Origin of the sequence: Micromonospora sp. NPDC050200, from assembly GCF_040656135.1 — a bacterium.
GTDB lineage: Bacteria > Actinomycetota > Actinomycetes > Mycobacteriales > Micromonosporaceae > Micromonospora.
Genome location: NZ_JBFALG010000003.1, coordinates 51,635 through 73,880, shown reverse-complemented (window position 1 = coordinate 73,880; position 22,246 = coordinate 51,635). Strand labels below are relative to the sequence as shown.

21 protein-coding genes, 2 tRNA genes and 1 pseudogene are annotated in these 22,246 nt (G+C 70.8%); 14 read left to right on the top strand and 10 right to left on the bottom strand.

Annotated features, from left to right (window positions below; genetic code table 11):
• Positions 1 to 7 precede the first annotated feature (7 nt).
• From AB0I41_RS03390 to rpmH, 7 genes are all read right to left on the bottom strand, one after another.
• The gene (locus tag AB0I41_RS03390) at positions 8 to 1,141 is read right to left on the bottom strand and encodes a ParA family protein (RefSeq protein ID WP_357101633.1); all 1,134 of its coding nucleotides are present in this window, start codon (positions 1,139 to 1,141) and stop codon (positions 8 to 10) included.
• Positions 1,142 to 1,593: 452 nt separating this feature from the next.
• Complete coding sequence (gene rsmG, locus AB0I41_RS03385) at positions 1,594 to 2,310, bottom strand: 16S rRNA (guanine(527)-N(7))-methyltransferase RsmG (RefSeq protein ID WP_357101631.1); 717 nt, start codon at positions 2,308 to 2,310, stop codon at positions 1,594 to 1,596.
• 103 nt (positions 2,311 to 2,413) lie between these two features.
• Positions 2,414 to 3,013 carry a R3H domain-containing nucleic acid-binding protein gene (locus AB0I41_RS03380; RefSeq protein WP_357101334.1) on the bottom strand — a complete coding sequence of 200 codons (600 nt, stop codon included), beginning with the start codon at positions 3,011 to 3,013 and terminating at the stop codon, positions 2,414 to 2,416.
• 217 nt (positions 3,014 to 3,230) lie between these two features.
• Positions 3,231 to 4,217 carry a membrane protein insertase YidC gene (yidC, locus tag AB0I41_RS03375; protein ID WP_357101332.1) on the bottom strand — a complete coding sequence of 329 codons (987 nt, stop codon included), beginning with the start codon at positions 4,215 to 4,217 and terminating at the stop codon, positions 3,231 to 3,233.
• Between the two features lie 3 nt (positions 4,218 to 4,220).
• Positions 4,221 to 4,460 (bottom strand): membrane protein insertion efficiency factor YidD, encoded by a 240-nt coding sequence (gene yidD, locus AB0I41_RS03370; protein ID WP_357101629.1) that lies wholly within the window; start codon positions 4,458 to 4,460, stop codon positions 4,221 to 4,223.
• A 44-nt stretch (positions 4,461 to 4,504) separates the two neighbouring features.
• On the bottom strand, positions 4,505 to 4,921 hold the full coding sequence (gene rnpA, locus AB0I41_RS03365) for a ribonuclease P protein component (protein WP_357101330.1): 417 nt from the start codon (positions 4,919 to 4,921) through the stop codon (positions 4,505 to 4,507).
• Between the two features lie 35 nt (positions 4,922 to 4,956).
• Positions 4,957 to 5,094 carry a 50S ribosomal protein L34 gene (gene rpmH / locus AB0I41_RS03360; protein WP_074478258.1) on the bottom strand — a complete coding sequence of 46 codons (138 nt, stop codon included), beginning with the start codon at positions 5,092 to 5,094 and terminating at the stop codon, positions 4,957 to 4,959.
• A 635-nt stretch (positions 5,095 to 5,729) separates the two neighbouring features.
• On the opposite strand from rpmH, the gene dnaA reads away from it, so the two are divergent.
• From dnaA to AB0I41_RS03335, 5 genes are all read left to right on the top strand, one after another.
• Positions 5,730 to 7,523 (top strand): chromosomal replication initiator protein DnaA, encoded by a 1,794-nt coding sequence (dnaA, locus tag AB0I41_RS03355; RefSeq protein ID WP_357101328.1) that lies wholly within the window; start codon positions 5,730 to 5,732, stop codon positions 7,521 to 7,523.
• Positions 7,524 to 8,308: 785 nt separating this feature from the next.
• Positions 8,309 to 9,442 carry a DNA polymerase III subunit beta gene (gene dnaN / locus AB0I41_RS03350; protein ID WP_357101326.1) on the top strand — a complete coding sequence of 378 codons (1,134 nt, stop codon included), beginning with the start codon at positions 8,309 to 8,311 and terminating at the stop codon, positions 9,440 to 9,442.
• A gap of 41 nt (positions 9,443 to 9,483) precedes the next feature.
• Entirely contained in the window at positions 9,484 to 10,356 is an 873-nt protein-coding gene (gene gnd, locus AB0I41_RS03345) for a phosphogluconate dehydrogenase (NAD(+)-dependent, decarboxylating) (RefSeq protein WP_357101324.1), read from the top strand.
• A gap of 17 nt (positions 10,357 to 10,373) precedes the next feature.
• Positions 10,374 to 11,507, top strand: a complete 1,134-nt coding sequence (recF, locus tag AB0I41_RS03340; RefSeq protein ID WP_357101322.1) for a DNA replication/repair protein RecF — start codon at positions 10,374 to 10,376, stop codon at positions 11,505 to 11,507.
• Complete coding sequence (locus AB0I41_RS03335; protein ID WP_357101320.1) at positions 11,497 to 12,249, top strand: DciA family protein; 753 nt, start codon at positions 11,497 to 11,499, stop codon at positions 12,247 to 12,249. Before recF ends, AB0I41_RS03335 begins: the two co-directional genes overlap by 11 nt.
• 7 nt (positions 12,250 to 12,256) lie before the next feature.
• On the opposite strand, the gene AB0I41_RS03330 is transcribed toward AB0I41_RS03335, so the two are convergent.
• Positions 12,257 to 12,487 carry a hypothetical protein gene (locus AB0I41_RS03330; RefSeq protein WP_357101318.1) on the bottom strand — a complete coding sequence of 77 codons (231 nt, stop codon included), beginning with the start codon at positions 12,485 to 12,487 and terminating at the stop codon, positions 12,257 to 12,259.
• A 104-nt stretch (positions 12,488 to 12,591) separates the two neighbouring features.
• On the opposite strand from AB0I41_RS03330, the gene AB0I41_RS03325 reads away from it, so the two are divergent.
• The gene (locus AB0I41_RS03325; protein ID WP_357101316.1) at positions 12,592 to 13,077 is read left to right on the top strand and encodes a MarR family transcriptional regulator; all 486 of its coding nucleotides are present in this window, start codon (positions 12,592 to 12,594) and stop codon (positions 13,075 to 13,077) included.
• Positions 13,078 to 13,126: 49 nt separating this feature from the next.
• On the opposite strand, the gene AB0I41_RS03320 is transcribed toward AB0I41_RS03325, so the two are convergent.
• Positions 13,127 to 13,681, bottom strand: coding sequence for a hypothetical protein (locus AB0I41_RS03320; RefSeq protein WP_357101314.1), 555 nt, complete (start codon positions 13,679 to 13,681; stop codon positions 13,127 to 13,129).
• A 521-nt stretch (positions 13,682 to 14,202) separates the two neighbouring features.
• Between AB0I41_RS03320 and gyrB the strand changes: the two genes are divergently transcribed.
• From gyrB to AB0I41_RS03290, 6 genes are all read left to right on the top strand, one after another.
• A complete protein-coding gene (gene gyrB / locus AB0I41_RS03315; RefSeq protein ID WP_357101312.1) occupies positions 14,203 to 16,149 on the top strand; it encodes a DNA topoisomerase (ATP-hydrolyzing) subunit B in 1,947 nt (648 codons plus the stop codon).
• Positions 16,150 to 16,279: 130 nt separating this feature from the next.
• Positions 16,280 to 18,799, top strand: a complete 2,520-nt coding sequence (gyrA, locus tag AB0I41_RS03310) for a DNA gyrase subunit A (RefSeq protein ID WP_357101310.1) — start codon at positions 16,280 to 16,282, stop codon at positions 18,797 to 18,799.
• 4 nt (positions 18,800 to 18,803) lie between these two features.
• Complete coding sequence (locus tag AB0I41_RS03305; protein WP_357101308.1) at positions 18,804 to 19,694, top strand: DUF3566 domain-containing protein; 891 nt, start codon at positions 18,804 to 18,806, stop codon at positions 19,692 to 19,694.
• 298 nt (positions 19,695 to 19,992) lie between these two features.
• A tRNA-Ile gene (locus AB0I41_RS03300) sits at positions 19,993 to 20,069 on the top strand.
• A 40-nt stretch (positions 20,070 to 20,109) separates the two neighbouring features.
• Positions 20,110 to 20,238: a DLW-39 family protein gene (locus AB0I41_RS03295; RefSeq protein ID WP_357101306.1), complete on the top strand. Its 129-nt coding sequence runs from the start codon at positions 20,110 to 20,112 to the stop codon at positions 20,236 to 20,238.
• A 42-nt stretch (positions 20,239 to 20,280) separates the two neighbouring features.
• Positions 20,281 to 20,356 (top strand) — tRNA-Ala (locus AB0I41_RS03290).
• A 15-nt stretch (positions 20,357 to 20,371) separates the two neighbouring features.
• Here the strand turns inward: AB0I41_RS03290 and AB0I41_RS03285 are convergent.
• Positions 20,372 to 20,947: a tyrosine-type recombinase/integrase gene (locus AB0I41_RS03285; protein WP_357101304.1), complete on the bottom strand. Its 576-nt coding sequence runs from the start codon at positions 20,945 to 20,947 to the stop codon at positions 20,372 to 20,374.
• A gap of 5 nt (positions 20,948 to 20,952) precedes the next feature.
• Between AB0I41_RS03285 and AB0I41_RS03280 the strand changes: the two genes are divergently transcribed.
• Together AB0I41_RS03280 and AB0I41_RS03275 are read left to right on the top strand one after the other, a co-directional pair.
• The gene (locus AB0I41_RS03280; RefSeq protein ID WP_357101302.1) at positions 20,953 to 21,075 is read left to right on the top strand and encodes a hypothetical protein; all 123 of its coding nucleotides are present in this window, start codon (positions 20,953 to 20,955) and stop codon (positions 21,073 to 21,075) included.
• Positions 21,072 to 21,482, top strand: a pseudogene (locus AB0I41_RS03275) (phospho-N-acetylmuramoyl-pentapeptide-transferase); the annotation flags it as partial. The gene AB0I41_RS03280 and the pseudogene AB0I41_RS03275, both read left to right, overlap by 4 nt.
• Positions 21,483 to 22,246: the final 764 nt, after the last annotated feature.

Genomic DNA, 22,246 nt, shown 5'->3' with positions numbered 1-22,246 from the left:
GTCCGCACTACGCATTCCGGCTCACCGGCTCCTTGACACCACGCTCGGCGATTTCCTGGGCGGCTTCGAAGTAGCTCGTCGCCCCCCGCGAACCGGGATCGTAGGTCATCACGGACTGCCCGTAGCTGGGTGCCTCCGAGACCCGGACGTTGCGCGGGATGACCGCCTGGAGGACCTTGTCACCGAAGTGGTTCCGGACGTCCTGCTCGACCGCGTCGGCCAGCCGGGTACGCCGGTCGTACATGGTGAGCAAAATCGTGGAGACCTCGAGCTTCGGGTTGAGGTGCTGGCGGACCAGGTTGATGTTGTTGATCAGCTGGTTCAGGCCCTCCAGCGCGTAGTACTCGCACTGAATCGGGATCAGCACCTCCAGCGCGGCCACCAGGGCGTTGACCGTCAGCAGGCCAAGCGAGGGCGGACAGTCGATGAAGACGTAGTCGAAGTGCCCCGGGTACGCGGCGATGGCCCGGGCGAGCCGGGACTCCCGGGCGACCACGGACACCAGCTCGATCTCCGCGCCCGCCAGGTCGATGGTGGCCGGCACGCACCACAGGTTGGGGATGCCCTCGACCTCCTGGGCAACATCCTCCAGCGGCACGCTGTTGATCAGGCAGTCGTAGACGTCCGGCACCCCGGTGTGGTGCGGCACGTTGAGCCCGGTCGACGCGTTGCCCTGCGGGTCGAGGTCGACCACCAGCACCCGGTTGCCGTGCAGGGCGAGCGCCACCGCCAGGTTCACCGTGGTCGTGGTCTTGCCCACGCCGCCCTTCTGGTTCGCGACGCACATGACCCGGGTCCGCTCGGGCCGAGGCATGGTCACCTCGCCACTCGGATTAAGGATCTGCACGGCGCGCATCGCCTCCATTGCCAACGGTGGGTCATCCTCTTCGCGCGTCGGGGTTTCACGTGAAACGTACGCGGCGGCGGTCTGGTCGGTGGCCCCGCCCCCGGCCGCCGGCCCCGGCGTGTCCGGGGTGACGGACATCGAGTCCGGCACCGCCCCCGGGTGCGGCTGCTGCGGTACCGGCGGCACGTTGCCGCCGACCGGTGTCTCGAAGCGGGACGGCCCGCCGGAGTTGCGGCGGACCGGGGCGGTGCGGTCGCTGGGCGCGTTGACCGGCCGGCCCGCGTCGTCCGCGATGGACGGCGGGGGAACGTACGACTCGGGCGACGGATGCGCCGCACCGACCCCGGGCACGTCCCGGCGTACCACCGGGTCGCAGTCCGGTGGGCCGGCGGGGCCCGGCTGGCCACCGGTCGGCCAGGACTCGTGGTCGGTTTCACGTGAAACAGGGTCCGCGCCGGAGGGAAGGCCCTCCGGGCGTCTCACCCGTGGATCGTCGTACCTGCCGTCGTCATGCACCTGTCATCCCTGCCCGCTCCGGATGGTCGGTCCGCATCCCGTCAATCAGGCCGCACGCGCGCTCGCGTCGCAGCGCGTACGGCCCGGCGGGAGCGGTCGGGACCCGGTGCGCCCGACGCCCGCCCGCTCCACACTATCGACGCGCGGCCAGCCTACGGGGGACGGGCGCGGCGGGTCCATCTCGGTTGTCCGCCGGGCCCTCACGACACGCCCGAATTACCCGCCCGGAGTCAGCGAGCGCGCTTGCGTCCGCCGCGCGAGCGCTTCGGCGCCTTCTTCGCGGCCGGCGGCCGGACCACCCGCTCACGCACGATCTCCACCACGGTGGTGGGCGGATCGATGAGCCCGACCCCGCAGAGGTGCACGGTCGGCTCGCCACCGCCGAGGCGATCGACGGCCTCGGCGTGCTCCGCAATCTCATCGGCGGCAGAGGACCCCTTCAAGGCGATCAACCGGCCACCGGGCACGGCAAGCGGCAGGCACCAGCCGGAGAGCCGGTCCAGCGGCGCGACCGCTCGCGCGGTCACCACGTCCGCAGTGAGCGGGCCGGTGCCGGTCGCGCCCGATGCCGCCTCGTCGGCCCGGCCACGGAACACCCGGACCATCTTGGCCAGCCCGAGCTGCTGCACCGCCTCGATGAGGAAGGAGGTACGCCGGGCCAGCGGCTCGACCAGGGTCACGTGCAGGTCGGGGCGGGCGATCGCCAGCACCAGCCCGGGCAGCCCGGCACCGGAGCCGACGTCGATGACGCTCGCGCCCTCCGGGATGCGCTCGGCGACGGCAGCGCAGTTGAGCAGGTGCCGGTCCCAGACCCGGGGTGCTTCCCGCGGGCCGATCAGGCCGCGCACCACCCCGTCGGTGGCGAGCAGCTCGGCGTACGCGGCCGCCAGGTCCAGCCGGTCACCGAAGAGCGCCTGGGCGGCCGGGGCCAGTTCGGCCGGCAGCACGGCGTCCTCCGGGGAGGGGACGGGGCGGACAGGCGACGGCCCGGGCGGCGTACCACCCGGGCCGGACACGGCCTCGGCCGTGACGTCGTCGTGGGTCACCCGGTCAGTCCGCCGGCCGGACGATGATGCGCCGGTTCGGCTCGACACCCTCGGACTCGCTCTCCACACCGTTCATGGCGTTGACCACGTCGTGCACGCACTTACGCTCGAACGCCGACATCGGCTCCAGCCGGACCGGCTCGCCGTGCTCCTTGACCTTCTCCACCGCGTTCTTGGCCACGGCGGCGAGTTCCTTGCGCCGGGTGGCACGGTAGCCGCCGACGTCGAGCAGCAGGCGGCTGGGCGTACCGGTCTGCCGGAACACCGCGAGCCGGGCCAGCTCCTGGAGTGCCTCCAGGGTGGCGCCGCGCTGGCCAACCAGATTCTGCAGCCGCGCACCGACCACCTCGACGACCGGGCGTCCGCCGGAGACGAGCTCGTCGATGTCGCCGTCGTAGTCGAGGATGTCGAGCAGGCCCTCGACGTAGTCCGCGGCGATCTCGCTCTGCCGGAACAGCTCGCTCTCGCCGACGGCCTTCTTCGGGGCGCCCGCCTCGGTCTCGGTCTCCTCGGTCTCCTCGGGCTCGCCGTCACCGGTCGCGGCGGTCGGCACGGTCTCCTCGTCCACGGACTGCTCCGCGCTGGGAATGCTGGTGTCGGTCACGGTGTCATCTCCGTACTCACTCGGCCGGACCGTCGGGTCCGCTGGTTTCCCGGGGGGTGCCCGGCGGGAGATGGCCGGTGCCCACGGGCACGTCTGTACGGGCAGTCTCGCCCGTGACCGCGCCAGGCGCGGCGGGTTCCGGCCCGGCGCCGGCCGTACGGCGGCTGCGCGGTGCCGGAAGGCCGCCGCAGGTGGTCCCCGACGGCGGCCCGGTGGGTCAGCCCTGCCGCTTGGCGGGCCGGCCCTTCTTCGGGTTGGTCGGCTTCGCGCCCGGCTTCGGCCCGGCGACCTTCGGCGCGGTGGGCTTGGCCGGCACCTGCGCGGCCGGCTTGGCACGGTTGAGGAAGCCGCCGATCTTCGCCGGCTGCGCCGGGCCGCGGGACGCCGTGCTGCCGGCCTTGGGGTTGGTCACCAGCGGCGGGAACTTGCGCAGCACCCACTGCTGCTGGCCGAGCGTGAAGAGGTTGTTGGTGACCCAGTAGATGATCACACCGATCGGGAAGATCGAGCCGGAGATCAGCAGCGACAGGGGGATGCCGTAGAGCATCAGTCGCTGCACCATCCGCTGCTGCGGGTCCTCCGCCCAGCCGGTCTTGAGGATCATCTGGCGGCTGGTCAGATAGGTGGTGCCCATCATGACCAGCACCAGGACGCCGGCAATGATCTTCACGGTGGTGCCGTTGGCGCCGAGGCGGGCCAGCTCGTCGGCGGTCGAGCCGAACTTGCCGGCGATCGGGGCGGTGAAGATCTTCGCGCTGGAGGCGCTGTCGAACTGGTCAACCGTCCAGCCGTAGAGGGTCTTGTTCAACTTGGCCGGGTCGAGGCGACGCAGCACGTGGAAGAGGCCGAGGAAGACCGGGATCTGGAGGAACATCGGAAGGCAGCCCATCAGCGGGTTGGCCTTTTCCTTCCGGTAGAGCTCCATCATCTCCTTCTGGAGCGTCTCCCGGTCACCCTTGTGCTTCTCCTGCAGCTCCTTGACCTTGGGCTGAAGCGCCTGCATCGCCCGCTGCGACTTGATCTGCTTGACGAAGACCGGGAACAGGATCACCCGGACGGTGACCACCAGGAAGACGATGGCGAGGATCCAGGCCCAGTTCGTGCCGAGGACCGAGTCGACCGGCACCCCGATGGCGTCCCAGGCCGAGTGCCAGGTCAGCAGGATCCACGAGATCGCGTAGTAGATCCAGTCAAGACTGAACAATTCTCAGGCTCCAGTCACGTCGGCACGGCGGCGGCCGCCCGGCTCCGGCACCGGGTCATGTCCACCTGGGTGGAAAGGGTGGCAGCGCGACAGCCGCAGGACCGTCAGGCCGGCTCCCCGGAGCGCGCCGTGTCGGGCCACCGCCTCCAGGGCGTACGCACTGCACGACGGGTAGAACCGACAGCGGGCCGGCAACGCCGGGCTTATCCAACGACGGTACGCGACGATGGGGCCAATCAGCATCCGGGCACCCATGCTGGTCGGACGCGAACCGGCGGATCCGGTGCTCATCGGGACCGCCGGCCCCGGGGTGCCCGGGCGGCGGCGATCGCCGCGTCCAGGTCGGCACCCAGCCGGAGGTAGGACGCCTCGGCCGCGGCGGGCAGCGCGCGTACCACCAGGGTGCTTCCCTCGGGCAGCGCGGCCAGGCGCTCGCGGACCAGGTGCCGCAGCCGGCGCCGGACCTTGTTGCGGACCACGGCGGGGCCGACTGCCTTGGACACGACGAAGCCGGCGCGGGTCGGCACGGAGATCGTCTCCGTGCCACTGGCCCGCGCCGGCTCCGGCGAGGTTGTCGCGGCGGGTTCGGGGGTGACCGGCACGGTCAGATGGACGACGACCGCGCCTCGCCCGGCGCGTCGGCCACCCCTGACCGCTGCGGCGAAGTCGTTGCTGCGCCGCAGTCGCTGTGCGGCCGTCAGCACGACTACCCACGTCCCCCGGACCGGACCCGGTCGGCTCAGGCCGACAGGCGGGTGCGGCCCTTGGCGCGGCGGGTCGAGATGATGGCGCGGCCGGCACGGGTGCGCATGCGCAGCCGGAAGCCGTGGGTCTTCGCGCGTCGGCGGTTGTTCGGCTGGTAGGTGCGCTTGCTCACGTCAGGCTCTCCGTTTTCGTACGTCCACGGCGCGGGATCGCCGGGGTCGTGTGGTGGTCCAGGCCACCTCGGCGGTGGCCCCCGATCGGTGCTGCCCGGCGACGCGGGACCTCGGCGATGCGGGGAAGCGACCGCGGACAGCAAGCACCCATCACCCTAGCAGAGGGCGACAGAGCAGCCGCTCCAGCCTACGCAGGGGGGCAATGACCGTCAAACAGGTCACCGGAGGCACGAGCAGGGCGGCCGGACGACCGAACCGGGGGTTTTCACTGATGCCGACAAGCGGCCGGAGCGTCGGCGGTTGATGGTGTCCCGCCGTCGCTGTTACCGTGCCCGATTGCGGTCAGCGTCGGTAGTCCGGGTTGTGGCTGGCAGGCAAGACCGGACACGGCAGTCAATCGTTCGGCACGGTGAACCCGCTCAACGTCCTCGCCCGACCAGGGGGGCAGGTCCGACCCGCGCACGACGGGCGGCACAATCGGTCGGTACACACAGGCTGTGGATAACTTGTGGATGCCGGTCGGTCAGCCGCCCGGTGGGGTGAGGTACCACCCGCTCGAACGCGGTGGCGGGCCCGGAACGGCCGACTGGACCACAGCGGCGGCCGGGAGCAGAGGCGAGGGGGTGGCACGACGGTGGCCGGTACGACCGACCTTGCCGCGGTGTGGACCGCGGCGACGGACGAACTCGCCGACGAGATCATCTCCGCGCAGCAACGCGCGTACCTGCGGCTGACCCGGCTGCGGGCGATCGTCGAGGACACCGCGCTGCTCTCCGTCCCGGACGCCTTCACCCGGGACGTGATCGAGTCACGGCTCCGCCCGGCCATCACCGAGGCGCTCACCCGCCGGCTGGGCCGGCCGATCCAGGTCGCGGTCACCGTACGGGTCGCCGAGGACGCCGCCGGCCGCCCCGCCGGCACCGTCTACCGCAGCGGCCCCGAACCCGCGCAGCTCGGGCTCGACGTTCCCGCGGACGACTTCGCCGCGGGCCCGCCCGCGTTCCCGGACCTGCCGCCGGCCTATCCGGAGCAGCCCGCCGAGGCGGAGCAGCCGGTCGCGCCGGCGGCGCACGACGGCCACCGTGCGGGGCGCATCCCGGCCAGCCGGGACGGTGGCCAGGACACCCTCTTCGGCGCCGCGTTCGCCGAGCCGCTGCGGGGCGGCGGTCCCGGCCCCGAACGACGCGGCTTCGAGGAGCGCGCCCTGCCCGACGGGCCGGGGGTCGACGGGCGCGGCTACGAGCCCGCGTACCGGGGCGAGGCCGGGCTGCCGCGCGACCCGCACGGTCCGCGCGGCCTGCTTCGCGACGGCGGTACGGACAGCGGCCCCGGCCGGGCCGGCGCGGACCACCGCCCCGGCGGGCGGGACGACCGCCGCCCGGGGGGCGGGGACAGCGGCGGCAACCGGCTCAACCCGAAGTACATGTTCGAGACGTTCGTCATCGGCTCGTCGAACCGGTTCGCGCACGCGGCGAGCGTCGCGGTGGCCGAGTCACCGGCGAAGGCGTACAACCCGCTGTTCATCTACGGCAGCTCCGGGCTGGGCAAAACCCACCTGCTGCACGCCATCGGGCACTACGCCACCACGTTGGGCAACGCCCGCTCGGTCCGGTACGTCTCGACCGAGGAGTTCACCAACGACTTCATCAACTCGCTGCGCGACGACAAGACCAGCGCGTTCCAGCGCCGCTACCGCGATGTCGACATTCTGCTGATCGACGACATCCAGTTCCTGGAGAACCGCGAGCGGACGCAGGAGGAGTTCTTCCACACCTTCAACACCCTGCACAACGCCAACAAGCAGATCGTGATCACCTCCGACCGCTCGCCAAAGCAGCTGGCAACGCTGGAGGACCGGCTGCGGACCCGGTTCGAGTGGGGCCTGCTCGCCGACATCCAGCCGCCGGACCTGGAGACCCGGATCGCGATCCTGCAGAAGAAGGCGGCCCAGGAGCGGCTGTACGCCCCGCCGGACGTGCTGGAGTTCATCGCCTCCCGGGTGTCGAACTCGATCCGGGAGCTGGAGGGCGCACTGATCCGGGTCACCGCGTTCGCCAGCCTCACCCGGTCGAACGTCGAGCTGTCGCTGGCCGAGGAGGTGCTGCGGGACTTCATCCCGGACGGCGCCGGGCCGGAGATCACCGCCGACCAGATCATGGTCTCCACCGCTGACTACTTCGGGGTGAGCCTGGAGGACCTGCGTGGCCACTCCCGCTCCCGGGTGCTGGTCAACGCCCGCCAGGTCGCCATGTACCTGTGCCGGGAGCTGACCGACCTGTCGCTGCCCCGGATCGGGCAGGCATTCGGTGGCCGGGACCACACCACCGTGATGCACGCCGACCGGAAGATCCGCCAGCAGATGGCGGAGCGCCGCTCGCTCTACAACCAGATCGCCGAGCTGACCAACCGGATCAAGCAGAACACCTGAGGCGTACGCCACGCCGGCGCGCGCCGGACCAGCAGTACGGAGACCCGCCCGGCCGAGATCGGCCGGGCGTTTTCGTGCCTGTGGAGAACCGACGGTTGACCCTGCACCGGGTCGAGGGCCCAGAATCGGCGCCGTGTTCATCCACAGGACGACCCGGTTGTCCACATCCCCTGTTCCACAGTCTGTGGAAAACCACGCAGCGTCCGCACCCGGTTACCCACAGACTGTGGACAAACCCTGGGGACGATGCTGTGGACGCCTGGGGACGACGGTCGGGTTGTCCACCGACGACGGTCGACCTGTGTACGGGCTGTTGAAGGTTCTGGGGACAACGCGGTCCGCAGCCGCCGGCGGTGTCCACAGCACTGGGGAGAAACCCGGTGGATTACCCGTGGACAACCTGGGGACAACCGTGGACAACCTGGGGACCGGGCCGGGCTGTGGACCGGCACCCGGGTTTACCCCCCGGTTCTCCACAGCCAACCCACCGGTGGATAACCTGTCTGACCTGGGCTGACGCGAGTTCTCCACAGTTTGCACAGGTGCGATGAAGACGATGAGTTATCTCTTCTAGACAACAAAAACCAATCATCACCGTTGGACTTCCTGTGGATCGGGCCGGAACGCTGCCGTCGGCAGTCGCTCCGGCACCTGGATCCACGGGGTCGGGCGCACAGCCGATGCCCACGCGCCCTAAGGTGCGATGGGTACCCGCACGGTCGGGCGGGGCGGTGGGCAGCGGTCGGCATGAGAGAGTTGTCGCTGACGTCGACGCGGAGGCATTGATGAAGTTCCGAGTGGAGCGCGACGCGCTCGCCGAAGCGGTGGCGTGGACCGCGAAGAGCCTTCCCAACCGGCCGTCCGTACCGGTGCTCGCCGGGGTGATGCTCCGGGTCACCGACGGCAACCTGCAGGTTTCCGGCTTCGACTACGAGGTCTCCAGCCAGGTGACCGTCGAGGTGCAGGGGGACGCCGACGGCGCCGCCCTCGTCTCCGGCCGTCTGCTCGCCGAGATCACCAAGGCACTGCCGGCCAAGCCGGTGGACATTGCCGCGGTCGGGGCCCACCTGGAGCTCGTCTGCGGCAGCGCCCGGTTCACCCTGCCGACCATGCCGGTGGAGGACTACCCGGCCCTGCCGGAGATGCCGGAGAGCGCCGGCATCGTCGACGCGGCCGCCTTCGCCGCCGCCGTCGCGCAGGTGGCCGTGGCCGCCGGCCGGGACGAAACGCTGCCGATGATGACCGGCGTTCGGCTGGAGCTCTCCGGCGGCACGCTGGCGATGCTCGCCACCGACCGGTACCGTCTCGCGCTGCGCGAGATGGAGTGGAACCCGGACGACGCCGAGATCAGCATCAACGCACTGGTGCCGGCGCGCACCCTGCACGACACCGCCAAGGCGCTCGGCCCGCTCGGTGGCCAGGTCACCATGGCTCTCTCCCAGGGCGGGGCCGGCGAGGGCATGATCGGCTTCGCGGGCGGCACCCGGCGTACCACCAGCCGGCTGCTCGACGGGGCGAACTACCCGCCGGTGCGCTCGCTCTTCCCGGCCGCCCACAACGCCGAGGCGCGGATACCGGTCAGCACGCTGATCGAGGTGGTCAAGCGGGTCGCCCTGGTCGCCGAGCGGACCACCCCGGTGCTGCTGAGCTTCAGCTCCGACGGCCTGGTGGTCGAGGCGGGTGGCACCGAGGAGGCGCGGGCCAGCGAGGCGATGGAGGCCACCTTCACCGGCGAGCCGCTGACCATCGGTTTCAACCCGCAGTACCTGATCGACGGCCTGGCCAACCTGGGCGCCCAGTTCGCGCTGCTGAAGTTCGTTGACGCCTTCAAGCCGGCGGTGATGTCCCCCGCCGGGGAGGATGGCGAGGTCATCCCGGGGTACCGGTACCTCATCATGCCGATCCGCGTGTCCCGCTGATCGCAGCCCCAGCAGACCCAGACGCACGGAGGTAGGAGCAGATGCAGCTCGGCCTGGTAGGACTCGGCCGGATGGGCGGCAACATGCGCGAGCGGTTGCGCGCCGCCGGGCACGAGGTGGTCGGCTTCGACCACAACGCGGAGCTGAGCGACGTCGCGAGCCTGGCGGCGCTGGCCGAGAAGCTGGAGTCGCCCCGCGCGGTCTGGGTGATGGTCCCGGCCGGTGTCACCGACACGACCATCGACGAGCTCGCCGGCGTGCTGGGCGAAGGCGACATCATCATCGACGGCGGCAACTCGCGTTTCAGCGACGACGCCCCCCGTGCGGAGCGGCTGGCCGAGCGGGGCATCGGCTACCTGGACGCCGGCGTCTCCGGCGGCGTCTGGGGCCGGCATAACGGGTACGCCCTGATGATCGGTGGCGCCAAGGAGCACGTGGAGCGGCTGATGCCGATCTTCGAGGCGCTCAAGCCGGCGGGCGAGTTCGGCTTCGTGCACGCCGGTCCGGTCGGCGCCGGTCACTACGCCAAGATGGTGCACAACGGCATCGAGTACGGCCTGATGCACGCCTACGCCGAGGGCTACGAGCTGCTGGCGAAGTCGGAACTGGTGACCAACGTGCCGGGCGTGTTCAAGTCCTGGCGCGAGGGCACCGTGGTCCGCTCCTGGCTGCTCGACCTGCTCGACCTGGCCCTGGAAGAGGACCCGGAGCTGGCCGAGCTGAGCGGCTACACCGAGGACACCGGCGAGGGCCGCTGGACGGTCGACGAGGCGGTCCGGCTCGCGGTGCCGCTGAACGTCATCACCGCCTCGCTCTTCGCCCGGTTCGCCTCCCGCCAGGACGACTCGCCCGCGATGAAGGCCGTCGCCGCGCTGCGCCAGCAGTTCGGCGGCCACGCCGTCCGCAAGCGCTGACCGGTAGCCACGCACCTGTGTACGTCCGCCGGCTCGAACTGGTCGACTTCCGCTCGTACGAGCGGGTCGGCGTCGACCTGGAGCCGGGGCCGAACGTCCTGATCGGCGCCAACGGCGTCGGCAAGACCAACCTGGTCGAGGCGCTGGGCTACGTGGCGACCCTGGACTCGCACCGGGTCGCCACGGACGCCCCCCTCGTCCGGATGGGCGCCGCCTCGGCGGTGATCCGCTGTGCGGTGGTGCACGAGGGGCGGGAACTCCTGGTCGAGCTGGAGATCGTCCCCGGCAAGGCCAACCGGGCCCGGCTGGGCCGCTCACCCGCCCGGCGGGCCCGGGACGTGCTCGGCGCGCTGCGGCTGGTGCTCTTCGCCCCGGAGGACCTGGAACTCGTCCGGGGTGACCCGGCCGAGCGCCGCCGCTACCTGGACGACCTGCTGGTCCTCCGGCAGCCCCGGTACGCCGGGGTGCGCGCCGACTACGAGCGGGTGGTCAAGCAGCGCAACGCCCTGCTGCGCACCGCGTACCTGGCCCGCAAGACGGGCGGGTCGCGTGGCGGGGACCTGTCCACCCTGGCGGTCTGGGACACCCACCTGGCCCGGCACGGCGCCGAGCTGCTGGCCGGCCGGCTGGAACTGGTCGCCGCGCTGGCCCCGCACGTGACGAAGGCGTACGACGCGGTGGCGGCGGGCCGGGGCGCGGCGGGTATCGCGTACCGGCCGTCGCTGGAGCTGGCCGAGCCGACCACCGACCGCTCGGCGCTGGCCGAGGCGTTGACCGCCGCGCTGGCCGAGGCCCGGTCGGCCGAGATCGAACGCGGCACGACGCTGGTCGGCCCGCACCGCGACGAGCTCAGCCTCACCCTCGGCCCGCTGCCCGCCAAGGGGTACGCCAGCCACGGCGAGTCCTGGTCGTACGCGCTGGCGCTGCGGCTGGCCGGGTACGACCTGCTGCGCGCCGACGGCATCGAGCCGGTGCTGGTGCTGGACGACGTCTTCGCCGAGCTGGACGCGGGCCGGCGGGAGCGGCTGGCGGAGCTGGTGGGTGGGGCCGGTCAGCTCCTGGTGACCTGCGCGGTCGACGACGACGTGCCGGCGGCGCTGCGCGGCATCCGGTACGTGGTGGGCGAGGGGACGGTGCGACGTGTCGACTGAACCGGAGCGCGCCGGCGAGGGCGGTCAGCCGATTCGCCGGACGGGTGGCCCGAGCCGCGCCACCTCGGGCGGCCGGCGCGGTGCGCGTACCCCTGAGGGGGCCGGAACCGACGCGGGCGGTGCCGCCGCCCGCGCGGCCGGTGCCGGCGCGGACGCCGGGCCCGGTGGGCGGGGAGCCGGGAACGGCGACGCGGGGCGGCCGGCGGGTGCCGGTGCGGACGCCGCGCCCGGCGCGGGTGGGTCCGGGCCGGAGCTGGCGCGGGCGGTGCTGGACGCGGCGAAGGCCCGCCGGGACGCGGCGGCGAAGACCCGCCGCAGGAGCGCGGTCGGCGGCGACGGCGGTGGCGAGCGGCGGCTGCGCGGCTACTCCGGGCCCGGACCGGACCCGCGTGACCCGCAGCCGCTCGGCGTGGTGCTGGAACGGTTGATGAAGGCGCGCGGCTGGCAGCAGCCGGCCGCCGAGGCGACTGTCTTCGGCGCCTGGGAGAAGGTTGTCGGGTCGGAGATCGCCCAGCACAGCCGCCCGGTGAAGCTGGAGGACGGCGAGCTGACCGTGGAGGCGCGGTCGACGGCCTGGGCCACCCAGCTGCGGCTGCTGGCCGGGTCGCTGCTCAAGCGGATCGCCGGCGAGGTGGGCCACAACGTGGTGCGCAAGCTGCACATCCACGGCCCGGCGGCGCCGTCCTGGTCCAAGGGCCCGCGGCGGGTCCGGGGCCGGGGACCTCGCGACACCTACGGCTGAGGCGGGGTCACCGCTCGGCGCGTCGGGCCTCCCGCTCGGCGCGCTTGCGTTCCCGCTGCTCACGGCTCCAGCGCTTGCGGTTCTCCAGGTCCTGCTTCCACAGTTCGCGGGCCTGCGTCGAACCGCCCTGCACGGCGCCCTGCACCCCCTCGGCCGGGCCGGCCAGGTACTTGTAGGCCCAGGCCCAGAGCCTGCCGCCCTCGCCGGGGGCCTTCTGCTTCCGGTTCGCCTCGCTCATCTCGCGCCCGACCTCTTCCTCGGCGTGCGGTCACATGTTTTGTGCTCCAATGATTGGTACACCAATCGTTGGTACGATAGCAATGACCACGAGGAGGCCGATCGGTGCGTGACCAGTTCGACGGGGATCCGCTGGCGTTGGAGCAGCAGGTGTGTTTTGCGCTCTCCGTCGCCGCGCGCGGGGTCGTCGCCGTCTACCGTCCGCTGCTGGAACCGATGGGGCTGACCCACCCGCAATATCTGGTCATGCTCGCGCTGTGGCAGCAGGCGCCGCTGTCGGTCCGGGAGCTCAGCCGTCTGCTCCAGCTCGACCCCGGCACGCTGTCGCCCCTGCTCAAGCGACTGGAGGCCGCAGGCTACGTGCGGCGCGAGCGGGACACGACGGACGAGCGGAGCCTCGCCGTCACGCTCACCGCCGAGGGCCAGGCGCTGCGTGCCCGGGCCGAGCGGATCCCGCCGGCGATCGTGGCACGGCTCGGAATGCCGATCGAGGAACTGCGGCAGCTGCACACCATGCTGACCGGGGTGATCGACGCCGCCAACCGCGCCGCGACGGCCGCCCCCGCTCCACCGGGGCCGACGGCCCGGTGATGGCGCCGGCGACCCCGGCCCCGTCCGGTTGACGGAGCCGGGGTCGGGGTCAGGCGGTGGCGTAGACGGCGAAGCCGCGGTCCGCGCAGCGGCGGTAGAAGGTGGCCAGCACGCCCAGTTCGGCGCAGGTGAAATTCCACTGCGGCGGGTCGCCGCTCTCGTCGCGCAGCGCGTCGAGCCGGCTGTCCAGCCAGCGCAGCTGCTGTTCGGCGAGCCGCCCGTCGGCCAGCAGGGAGCGGAGCACCTCGCTGACCGACTCGAAGGTGACCGCCTCGCCGAACGGCCGGTGCTGGGCGACGAACTTCTCCACCCCGCCGGCGATCCAGGAACACCCGTCCGGGTCGATCACCGGGTCCTCGTCCTCGACGGCGGCATCAGTGGCGTAGAGCACATTCTCCAGTCCGAGGATCAGGTCGACCAGTTCGGTGTAGGCGGTTGCCCGGACCGTCCCGGTTTTGGCGATGTGTTCGGCGAGCGCCGCGGTCGGCGCGGAGATGCGTGGAATGTCCGCGATCTCCCCGAAGTCGACGAACTCGGCCGGTGCGACCGGATCGTAGAAGCGGCCGGTCCGCGGCCAGTGCACCGCGACATTGTCCAGCCCCATCTGGCGTCACCCCTTGTGAGCACGTGTCGGATCGATCGGGTCGATCGTCCCGGTAGCGGATGGAAAAGATCAAGACGAGCACCCGTGGCGCCGCAAAGCTACGGTACGGCCGCCCTGCGCGCGACCCCCGACCGGCCACCGGCCCGGCCCGATTCCGTGGCAATGCCGCCCCCGATTCCCCCTTGGCGTGTAGGGGGAGTCGTGGACAGCGCGATTCGGCCCGCTACGGAGGTCTCAGACGCCGCGAAGGGGGTGCCGAGTGGCGTCTCTGTCGTTCGCGCACAGTAGTATTGACGCCGAGACGAACACCCGACGCGGAGCGACGGACCCGGGGCCCAGCGCCCTTGGTCGAAGTCCTGCGTCGGGTCGAGCCGATCGCGATCCGCGGGCAACCGCGGCGACCGGCGTACGCGATCCGTGACCTGGAGTTCCCGGGGCGGTCCGTGCGTCGACGTCGCGTCCTGTCCGCCGAACCCGCGCCCCCGCGCCCTGGCGCGGCCGGCGCGAGAAAGTGGCCGAGGGTGGCAGCGCAGGACAAGCAGGAGTACGGCGCCGAGTCGATCACCGTCCTCGAGGGGCTCGAGGCGGTCCGCAAGCGGCCCGGTATGTACATCGGGTCGACCGGCGAGCGCGGTCTGCACCACCTCGTGTGGGAGGTCGTGGACAACGCCGTGGACGAGGCGCTGGCCGGCCACTGCGACACCATCGACGTGGTGCTGCAGGCGGACGGCGGGGTCCGGGTCACCGACAACGGCCGTGGCTTCCCGGTCGACCTGCACCCGAAGCTGAAGAAGCCGGGTGTCGAGGTCGCGCTCACCGTGCTGCACGCGGGCGGCAAGTTCGACGGCAAGGCGTACGCGGTCTCCGGCGGCCTGCACGGCGTCGGCGTCTCCGTGGTCAACGCCCTCTCCACCAGGATGGCGGTGGAGATCCACAAGTCCGGCTTCGTCTGGCGGCAGCAGTACCGCAACTCCAAGCCGGGCCCGCTGGAGAAGGGCGAGACCACCGACACCACCGGCTCGGCGGTCTCCTTCTGGCCGGACCCGGACGTCTTCGAGACCGTCGACTTCGACTTCCAGACCATCTACCGGCGCCTGCAGGAGATGGCCTTCCTCAACCGCGGCCTCTCCATCCACCTGCTCGACGAGCGGGTCCAGGAGGGCGAGGAGGGTAAGCCGCGCGAGGTCACCTTCTGTTACAAGGGCGGCATCGCCGACTTCGTCCGGCACCTCAACGCCTCCAAGAACCCGATCCACCGCACCGTGGTCGAGTTCGGGGCCGAGGAGGACGGCATGTCGGTCGAGATCGCCATGCAGTGGAACGAGTCGTACGGCGAGTCGGTCTACACCTTCGCCAACACGATCAACACCCACGAGGGCGGCACCCACGAGGAGGGCTTCCGGGCCGCGCTGACCAGCGTCGTCAACCGCTACGGCGCGGACAAGAAGCTGCTCAAGGGCGACGAGAAGCTCTCCGGCGAGGACATCCGGGAGGGGCTGGCCGCGATCATCTCGGTCAAGCTGGCCAACCCGCAGTTCGAGGGCCAGACCAAGACCAAGCTGGGCAACACGCCGGTGAAGAGCTTCGTGCAGCGGGTCTGCAACGAGTGGCTGGTCGACTGGTTCGACCGGAACCCGGCCGAGGCCAAGACGATCATTCAGAAGGCCTCCCAGGCGGCCCGGGCCCGGATCGCCGCCCAGCAGGCACGCAAGCTGGCCCGACGCAAGTCGCTGCTGGAGTCCGGCTCGATGCCGGGCAAGCTGGCCGACTGCCAGTCCACCGACCCGCGCGAGTCCGAGGTCTTCATCGTCGAGGGTGACTCGGCCGGTGGCTCGGCCAAGCAGGGGCGCGACCCGCGTACCCAGGCGATCCTGCCGATCCGCGGCAAGATCCTCAACGTGGAGAAGGCCCGGATCGACCGGGTGCTGAAGAACAACGAGGTCCAGGCGCTGATCACCGCGCTGGGCACGGGCATCCACGACGACTTCGACATGGAGAAGCTGCGGTACCACAAGGTGGTGCTGATGGCCGACGCGGACGTCGACGGCCAGCACATCCAGACGCTGCTGCTCACCCTGCTCTTCCGCTTCATGCGGCCGCTGGTCGAGCTGGGCCACGTCTACCTGGCCGCCCCGCCGCTCTACAAGATCAAGTGGAACAAGCGGGGCGACGACGCCCAGTACGCGTACTCGGACCGGGAGCGGGACGGGCTGATCGCGTTGCGCCAGCAGAAGAAGGCCAACGCCCGGCCGGACGACATCCAGCGGTTCAAGGGTCTCGGCGAGATGAACTACCCCGAGCTGTGGGAGACCACGATGAACCCGGCCACCCGTACCCTGCGCCAGGTCACGCTCGACGACGCCGCGACCGCCGACGAGCTGTTCAGCGTGCTGATGGGTGAGGACGTCGAGGCGCGCCGCTCGTTCATCCAGCGCAACGCCAAGGACGTGCGGTTCCTCGACATCTGACGGCGCCGCGTGGGTCGGCCGGGAATTCCCCGGCCGACCCGCCGGTCCACAGAGTTATCCACAGCTTGGCCGGTTTCCACAGCCGTTATCCACAGCACGAAAACGACTCTGAGTCTGATAAGGGTTAACAGTGACCGATACTCCCGAGTCCACCCCGAACGAGCCGGAGACCCCGGAGACACTTGCGGCGGTCGTGGCGCACGATCGGATCGAGCCGGTCGGCCTCGAGGTCGAGATGCAGCGCTCGTATCTCGACTACGCCATGAGCGTCATCGTCGGGCGGGCCCTGCCGGACGTCCGGGACGGGCTCAAGCCGGTCCACCGCAAGATCCTCTACGCCATGTTCGACTCCGGATACCGGCCGGACCGCGGCTACGTGAAGTGCTCCCGGGTCGTCGGTGACGTGATGGGCCAGTTCCACCCGCACGGCGACTCGGCGATCTACGACGCGCTGGTCCGGATGGCGCAGCCCTGGTCGCTGCGGTACCCGCTGGTCGACGGCAACGGCAACTTCGGTTCGCCCGGAAACGATCCGGCGGCGGCCATGAGATATACGGAATGCAAGCTCGACCCGCTGGCCATGGAGATGCTGCGGGACATCGACGAGGACACCGTCGACCTCCAGGACAACTACGACGGCCGGGCCAAGGAGCCCACCATCCTGCCGTCCCGGATCCCCAACCTGCTCGTCAACGGATCCGAGGGCATCGCGGTCGGCATGGCCACCAAGATCCCGCCGCACAACCTGCGCGAGATCGGCGCGGCGGTGCAGTGGTGCCTGGAGAACCCCGACGAGGACGAGGCCACCACCCTCGACGCGCTGCTGGAGATCGTCAAGGGCCCGGACTTCCCCACCCACGGCCTGATCGTCGGCACCCAGGCGATCCAGGACGCGTACCGGACCGGGCGCGGCTCGATCCGGATGCGCGCCGTGGTCGAGGTCGAGGAGGACAAGCGCGGCCGTCCCTGCCTGGTGGTCAGCGAGCTGCCCTACCAGGTCAACCCGGACAACCTGGCCGAGCGGATCGCCGAGCTGATCAAGGAGGGCAAGCTCGCCGGCATCGCCGACATCCGGGACGAGTCCTCCGGGCGTACCGGCATGCGGATCGTGCTCGTGCTCAAGCGCGACGCGGTCGCCAAGGTGGTGCTGAACAACCTCTACAAGCACACCCAGCTCCAGGAGACCTTCGGCGCCAACATGCTGGCCCTGGTCGACGGGGTGCCGCGCACGCTGAACCTGGCCCAGTTCCTCCGCTACTACGTCGAGCACCAGATCGACGTGATCCGCCGGCGGACCGCGTTCCGGCTGCGTAAGGCCGAGGAGCGGGCGCACATTTTGCGCGGTCTGGCCAAGGCCCTGGACGCGCTCGACGAGGTGATCGCCCTGATCCGGCGCTCGCCCACCGTCGACGACGCCCGGCAGGGCCTGATCCGGCTGCTGGAGATCGATGAGATCCAGGCGACCGCGATCCTGGACATGCAGCTGCGCCGCCTGGCCGCCCTGGAGCGTCAGCGGATCATCGACGACCTCACCAAGCTCGAGATCGAGATTGCCGACCTCAAGGACATCCTCGCCAAGCCGGAGCGGCAGCGGAAGATCGTCTCGGAGGAGCTCGGCGAGATCGTCGCGAAGTGGGGCGACGACCGGCGTACGAAGATCGTGCCGTTCGAGGGCGAGGTCTCGATGGAGGACCTGATCGCCCGCGAGGACGTGGTGGTCACCATCACCCGCACGGGGTACGCCAAGCGCACCAAGGTCGACCTGTACCGCTCGCAGCGGCGCGGCGGCAAGGGCGTCAGCGGCGCCACGTTGCGGCAGGACGACATCGTCAGCCACTTCTTCGTATGCTCCACTCACGACTGGATCCTGTTCTTGACGAACAAGGGTCGTGTCTACCGGGCCAAGGCGTACGAGTTGCCGGAAGCCAGTAGGGTGGCCAAGGGCCAGCACGTGGCCAACCTGCTCGCCTTCCAACCGGACGAGCAGATCGCGCAGATCATCGAAATCCCGAACTACCAGGTGGCTCCCTACCTGGTACTGGCCACGAAGAACGGGCTGGTGAAGAAGACGCGGCTCGAGGAGTTCGACTCCCCACGGTCCGGCGGCATCATCGCGATCAACCTCCGCGATGAGGACGAGCTGGTCGGTGCTGCCCTCGTCGCGCCCACCGACGACCTGCTGATGGTCTCGAAGAAGGCGCAGGCGATCCGGTTCAACGCCACCGACGAGGCGCTGCGGCCGATGGGGCGGGCGACCACGGGCGTGATCGGCATGCGCTTCACCGACGACGACGTCCTGCTGGCCATGGAGGTTGTTCGGGAAGGCCTGGACGTTCTGGTGGCCACGAACGGGGGATACGCGAAACGTACCCCGATCGAGGAATACCCGGTCCAGGGCCGGGGAGGTAAGGGCGTGCTGACTGCGAAGATCACCGAGCGACGCGGTGGTCTGGTCGGCGCGGTCGTGATCGACCCGGAGGACGAGCTGTTCGCGATCACCAGCAACGGCGGCGTCATCCGGACTCCGGTGAAGCCTGTACGCCGTACGCGTGACCGGAACACAATGGGGGTCAAGCTGATGGACCTCCCGGACGGCGTGACTATCGTGGCGATTGCTCGCAATGCCGACGAGCCTGACGAACAGGACTAGTTGAATGACGGAGACACAGGCGAAGTCGGGGAACAAGGGGACCTCGGCCACCCCGGTCGACGAGGAGGCCGCCAAGAGCGGCACATCCGCGGCCGGCCGCGCCGCCGTGGGTCGGGCGACCGTCCCCGCCGACGCGCCTGCCCCGAAGTTCACCCGGGCCCCCGGCATGACACCGCCGCCGGACAAGCCCGGGGAGGACTCGGGGGCGAGCGAGGCGGCCGAGGCACCGGGGACCAACGCCCCGACGTCCGCCGCCGCGTCGGTCGGCGCCCCGGTCGCGTCGAGCAACACGACCCAGCCGATCAAGGCAGGCGCCGCCACGTCCCCGTCCAGCACCGGCACCCAACCGAAGGTGGGCGGCGCGACCAGGCCGTCGCCCGACGGCGGTCGTCCGGCCGGCACCGCCCGCCCCGCCAACGGGGGCGGCCTGCCGCCGGGCATCAGCGGCGCGGCCGCCGTCGGGGCCGCGCGCGTGGGTGACGCGGTACGTGCCGCGCGTACCTCGGTCAGCTCGGCCGCGTCCCGCGGACCGCGCCGGGCCCGGCTGAACCTCAAGCGGATCGACCCGTGGTCCGTGATGAAGTTCGCGTTCGCCGTCTCGGTGGTGCTCTTCATCGTGGTGGTGGTCGCCACCTCGGTGCTCTACCTGGCCCTGGACGCGATGGGGGTCTTCCAGAGCGTCAACGACAGCCTGACCGACCTGGTCAGCGCCGGCGGTGGGCAGAGCACCAGCGGTTTCCAGATCACCGCCCGGGGCGTGATCCTCAGCTCGGCGCTGATCGGCCTGGTCAACGTCGTCCTGTTCACCGCGCTGGCCACCCTCGGCGCGTTCGTCTACAACGTCTGCGCCGACCTGGTCGGCGGGATCGAGCTGACGCTCGCCGAGCGCGACTGATCTCCGACGTACGACGCCGGGGCACCGCCAACCGCGGTCGCCCCGGCGTCGTCGTGCCCAGGCCTCTTGCCCCGGCCCCGCGCCGCTTTGCGCACGCGCTCTGCGGCATGTCGCGGTCTCCCGGCGAGCTGAAACGGCACGCGTCGCAACCGGAGTTGATCTCGGGGCGGGGGTACGCCGGGGAAAGCGGTCGCCGCCGCGTGGCCGGTCCGGGTACGGTCACAAGTGGCGCGGGCGCCACGACCACCCCGATTTGGGGCCGGACGTGGCGATGGGTTAACCTTGCTCGTCGCCACGCGGGGCTATAGCTCAGTCGGTTAGAGCGCAGAGCTGATAACTCTGAGGTCGCTGGTTCGATTCCAGCTAGCCCCACCACACACCGTTCCGACGGCAGTCGAGCGCGAGGGGTCGCCCCATGTTCAAGAAGCTTCTTTTCCTGGCCGGTGTCGTCGGCGTGGCCGCCCTGGTTGCCAAGAAGGTCAAGGCTTCCAACGACGAGCGCGCCCTCTGGCATGAGGCCACCACCGCGCCCGACCTGCGCTGACCCGCCGGTCACTGCCAGCACCAGGCGGCTGCGACCGCCCTCGGGGCCCTAGCTCAACTGGCAGAGCACTGCCTTTGCAAGGCAGGGGTTAGGGGTTCAAGTCCCCTGGGCTCCACCACACCATCCGGCCTGCTCATGGCCTGTTTTCATCCTCAGCCGGCTTCCCGCCGGATCGAGGATCGTCTTTGGTCGTCAGCGAATCGCCAGCAGAGCCGCCGAAGACCCTGCGTACCGACTCGTGAAAGTCAGCCGGCGTGTGCGTGTAGCGGTTGAGCGTGGTCGACGCCTGTTCGTGGCCCATCACCGCTTGGACGATGTTGACAGGGACGCCGCCGGACACCAGCCAGGTTGCATAGCGGTGCCTCAAGGCGGCCCTTGACGGGCCGCACGCGCCGCCGCCTGGGCGCGCGCCGGCCGCTGCCGCTGTCGCTCTGCGGCCGTCACGCCTGACGCCCGGCGGCTGGCGCGGAAAGCGGCAAGCCCGGTTCGACGGACCGCTTGCTTGGCTCAACGCGTGGACTGGGTAACGGTCGTATATGGGGGCTCTGGGTCGCAGCTCAGGGCCCCCAAGCAACACCTCCGGACTCCTCCAGCGGGTCAAGCGGGCTTGGCCCTGCAAGATCGTCCTCGGATGCGCGTCGGCGAGTTTACGGACCACGGCGCTATGAGGTCCAGGGCTGCTCCGCTCACCGTCGGATGGCAAGCTCATCTCTCATGATCCGTGACTTCGCGAAGGACTATCTGCACCGCCAGCTCAGGTCGATACGTCAGGCGCTGATCTGGCAGGTCGGTGGGGACGCCGTGAGAAATCCGGATCTCGTGGAGGTTCGCCCGTGAGGGCGGTCATCGTCGCGGCCGCGGTCGCGTTCATCATCTCCCTGTTCGGCACGCCGGTGGCGGTTCGCGTCTTTACCGCGCTTAAGGCAGGCCAGCCGATCCGATCCATCGGGCTCGCCAGCAACCAGGGCAAGCACGGCAGGCCCACGATGGGCGGCGTCGTCTTCATCGTGGCCACCGTCTTCGCGTACGTGGCCGGGCACATCGCCCTGATGACCCTGCCTGAGCGGCAGATCGCGCAGGAGGGGCCGACGATGACGGCCCTGGTGCTGCTCGGGCTGTTCGTCTTCTGCGGCGTGGTCGGCTTCTTCGACGACTTCCTCAAAGTGCGCCGGCGCAACTCCGACGGACTGTCCGCCAAAGGCAAGCTGCTCGGCCAGGCGATCGTCAGCGGAGGCTTCGGCATCGCCGTTGATGGATGAGGTGGTGGACCGGCAGCCGGCCGGCCTGCGCGGCCAAGACCCGCGCGGGCCTAGGGGAGCGCATCCGGTCCGCGTCGGCAAGCTGCGGCACGGCGCGGGGTTGCGGTTAGTGCTCCTCCGGCGGGGGCGCTCCGGCTGCAGGATGGCCGGGGCTGCGTCGGCGGGGGCGGGGTTCGTGGGTGGTTGCGCGGAGCCATCCCGCCTGCCATCGACCCGAGCAGGCCCAGCAGACCACCGCCCGGCGCGCCAGCGTCCGTTCGTTTCGTCAAGGGTCGATTGACGTGGCGCACCGGGCGGCTGCCCGCTCCCACAGGTGGCGGGCCGACGGTAGACGGGATGGCGGGGGTGTCCCTGGAGTGGCCTCCAAGATCGGCAGATCCTCCCATCTCCGTTCCCAAATTCCGGGACATCGGGACAAGAGGACCTCTCGGAGATTGCCGCGTCCTGCATAGCCGGGCTGGCGTATCTGGAGGGGCCCGGCCGGCAGGTCACCGGCCGGGCCGCCGATCAGGAGTTGCGTGTTCGACGCCGGGAGAGGAAGAACATGACCCCGCCCAAGGCGACCATGGCACTTCCCGTGCCCGTCAGGGCCGGGACCAGGCCGCTACCGGTTACCGGCAGGATGCCGGGGGCACCGGGACTGCCGGGGGCACCGGGACTGCCGGGGGCACCGGGACTGCCGGGGGCACCGGGACTGCCGGGGGCACCGGGACTGCCGGGGGCACCGGGACTGCCGGGGGCACCGGTAC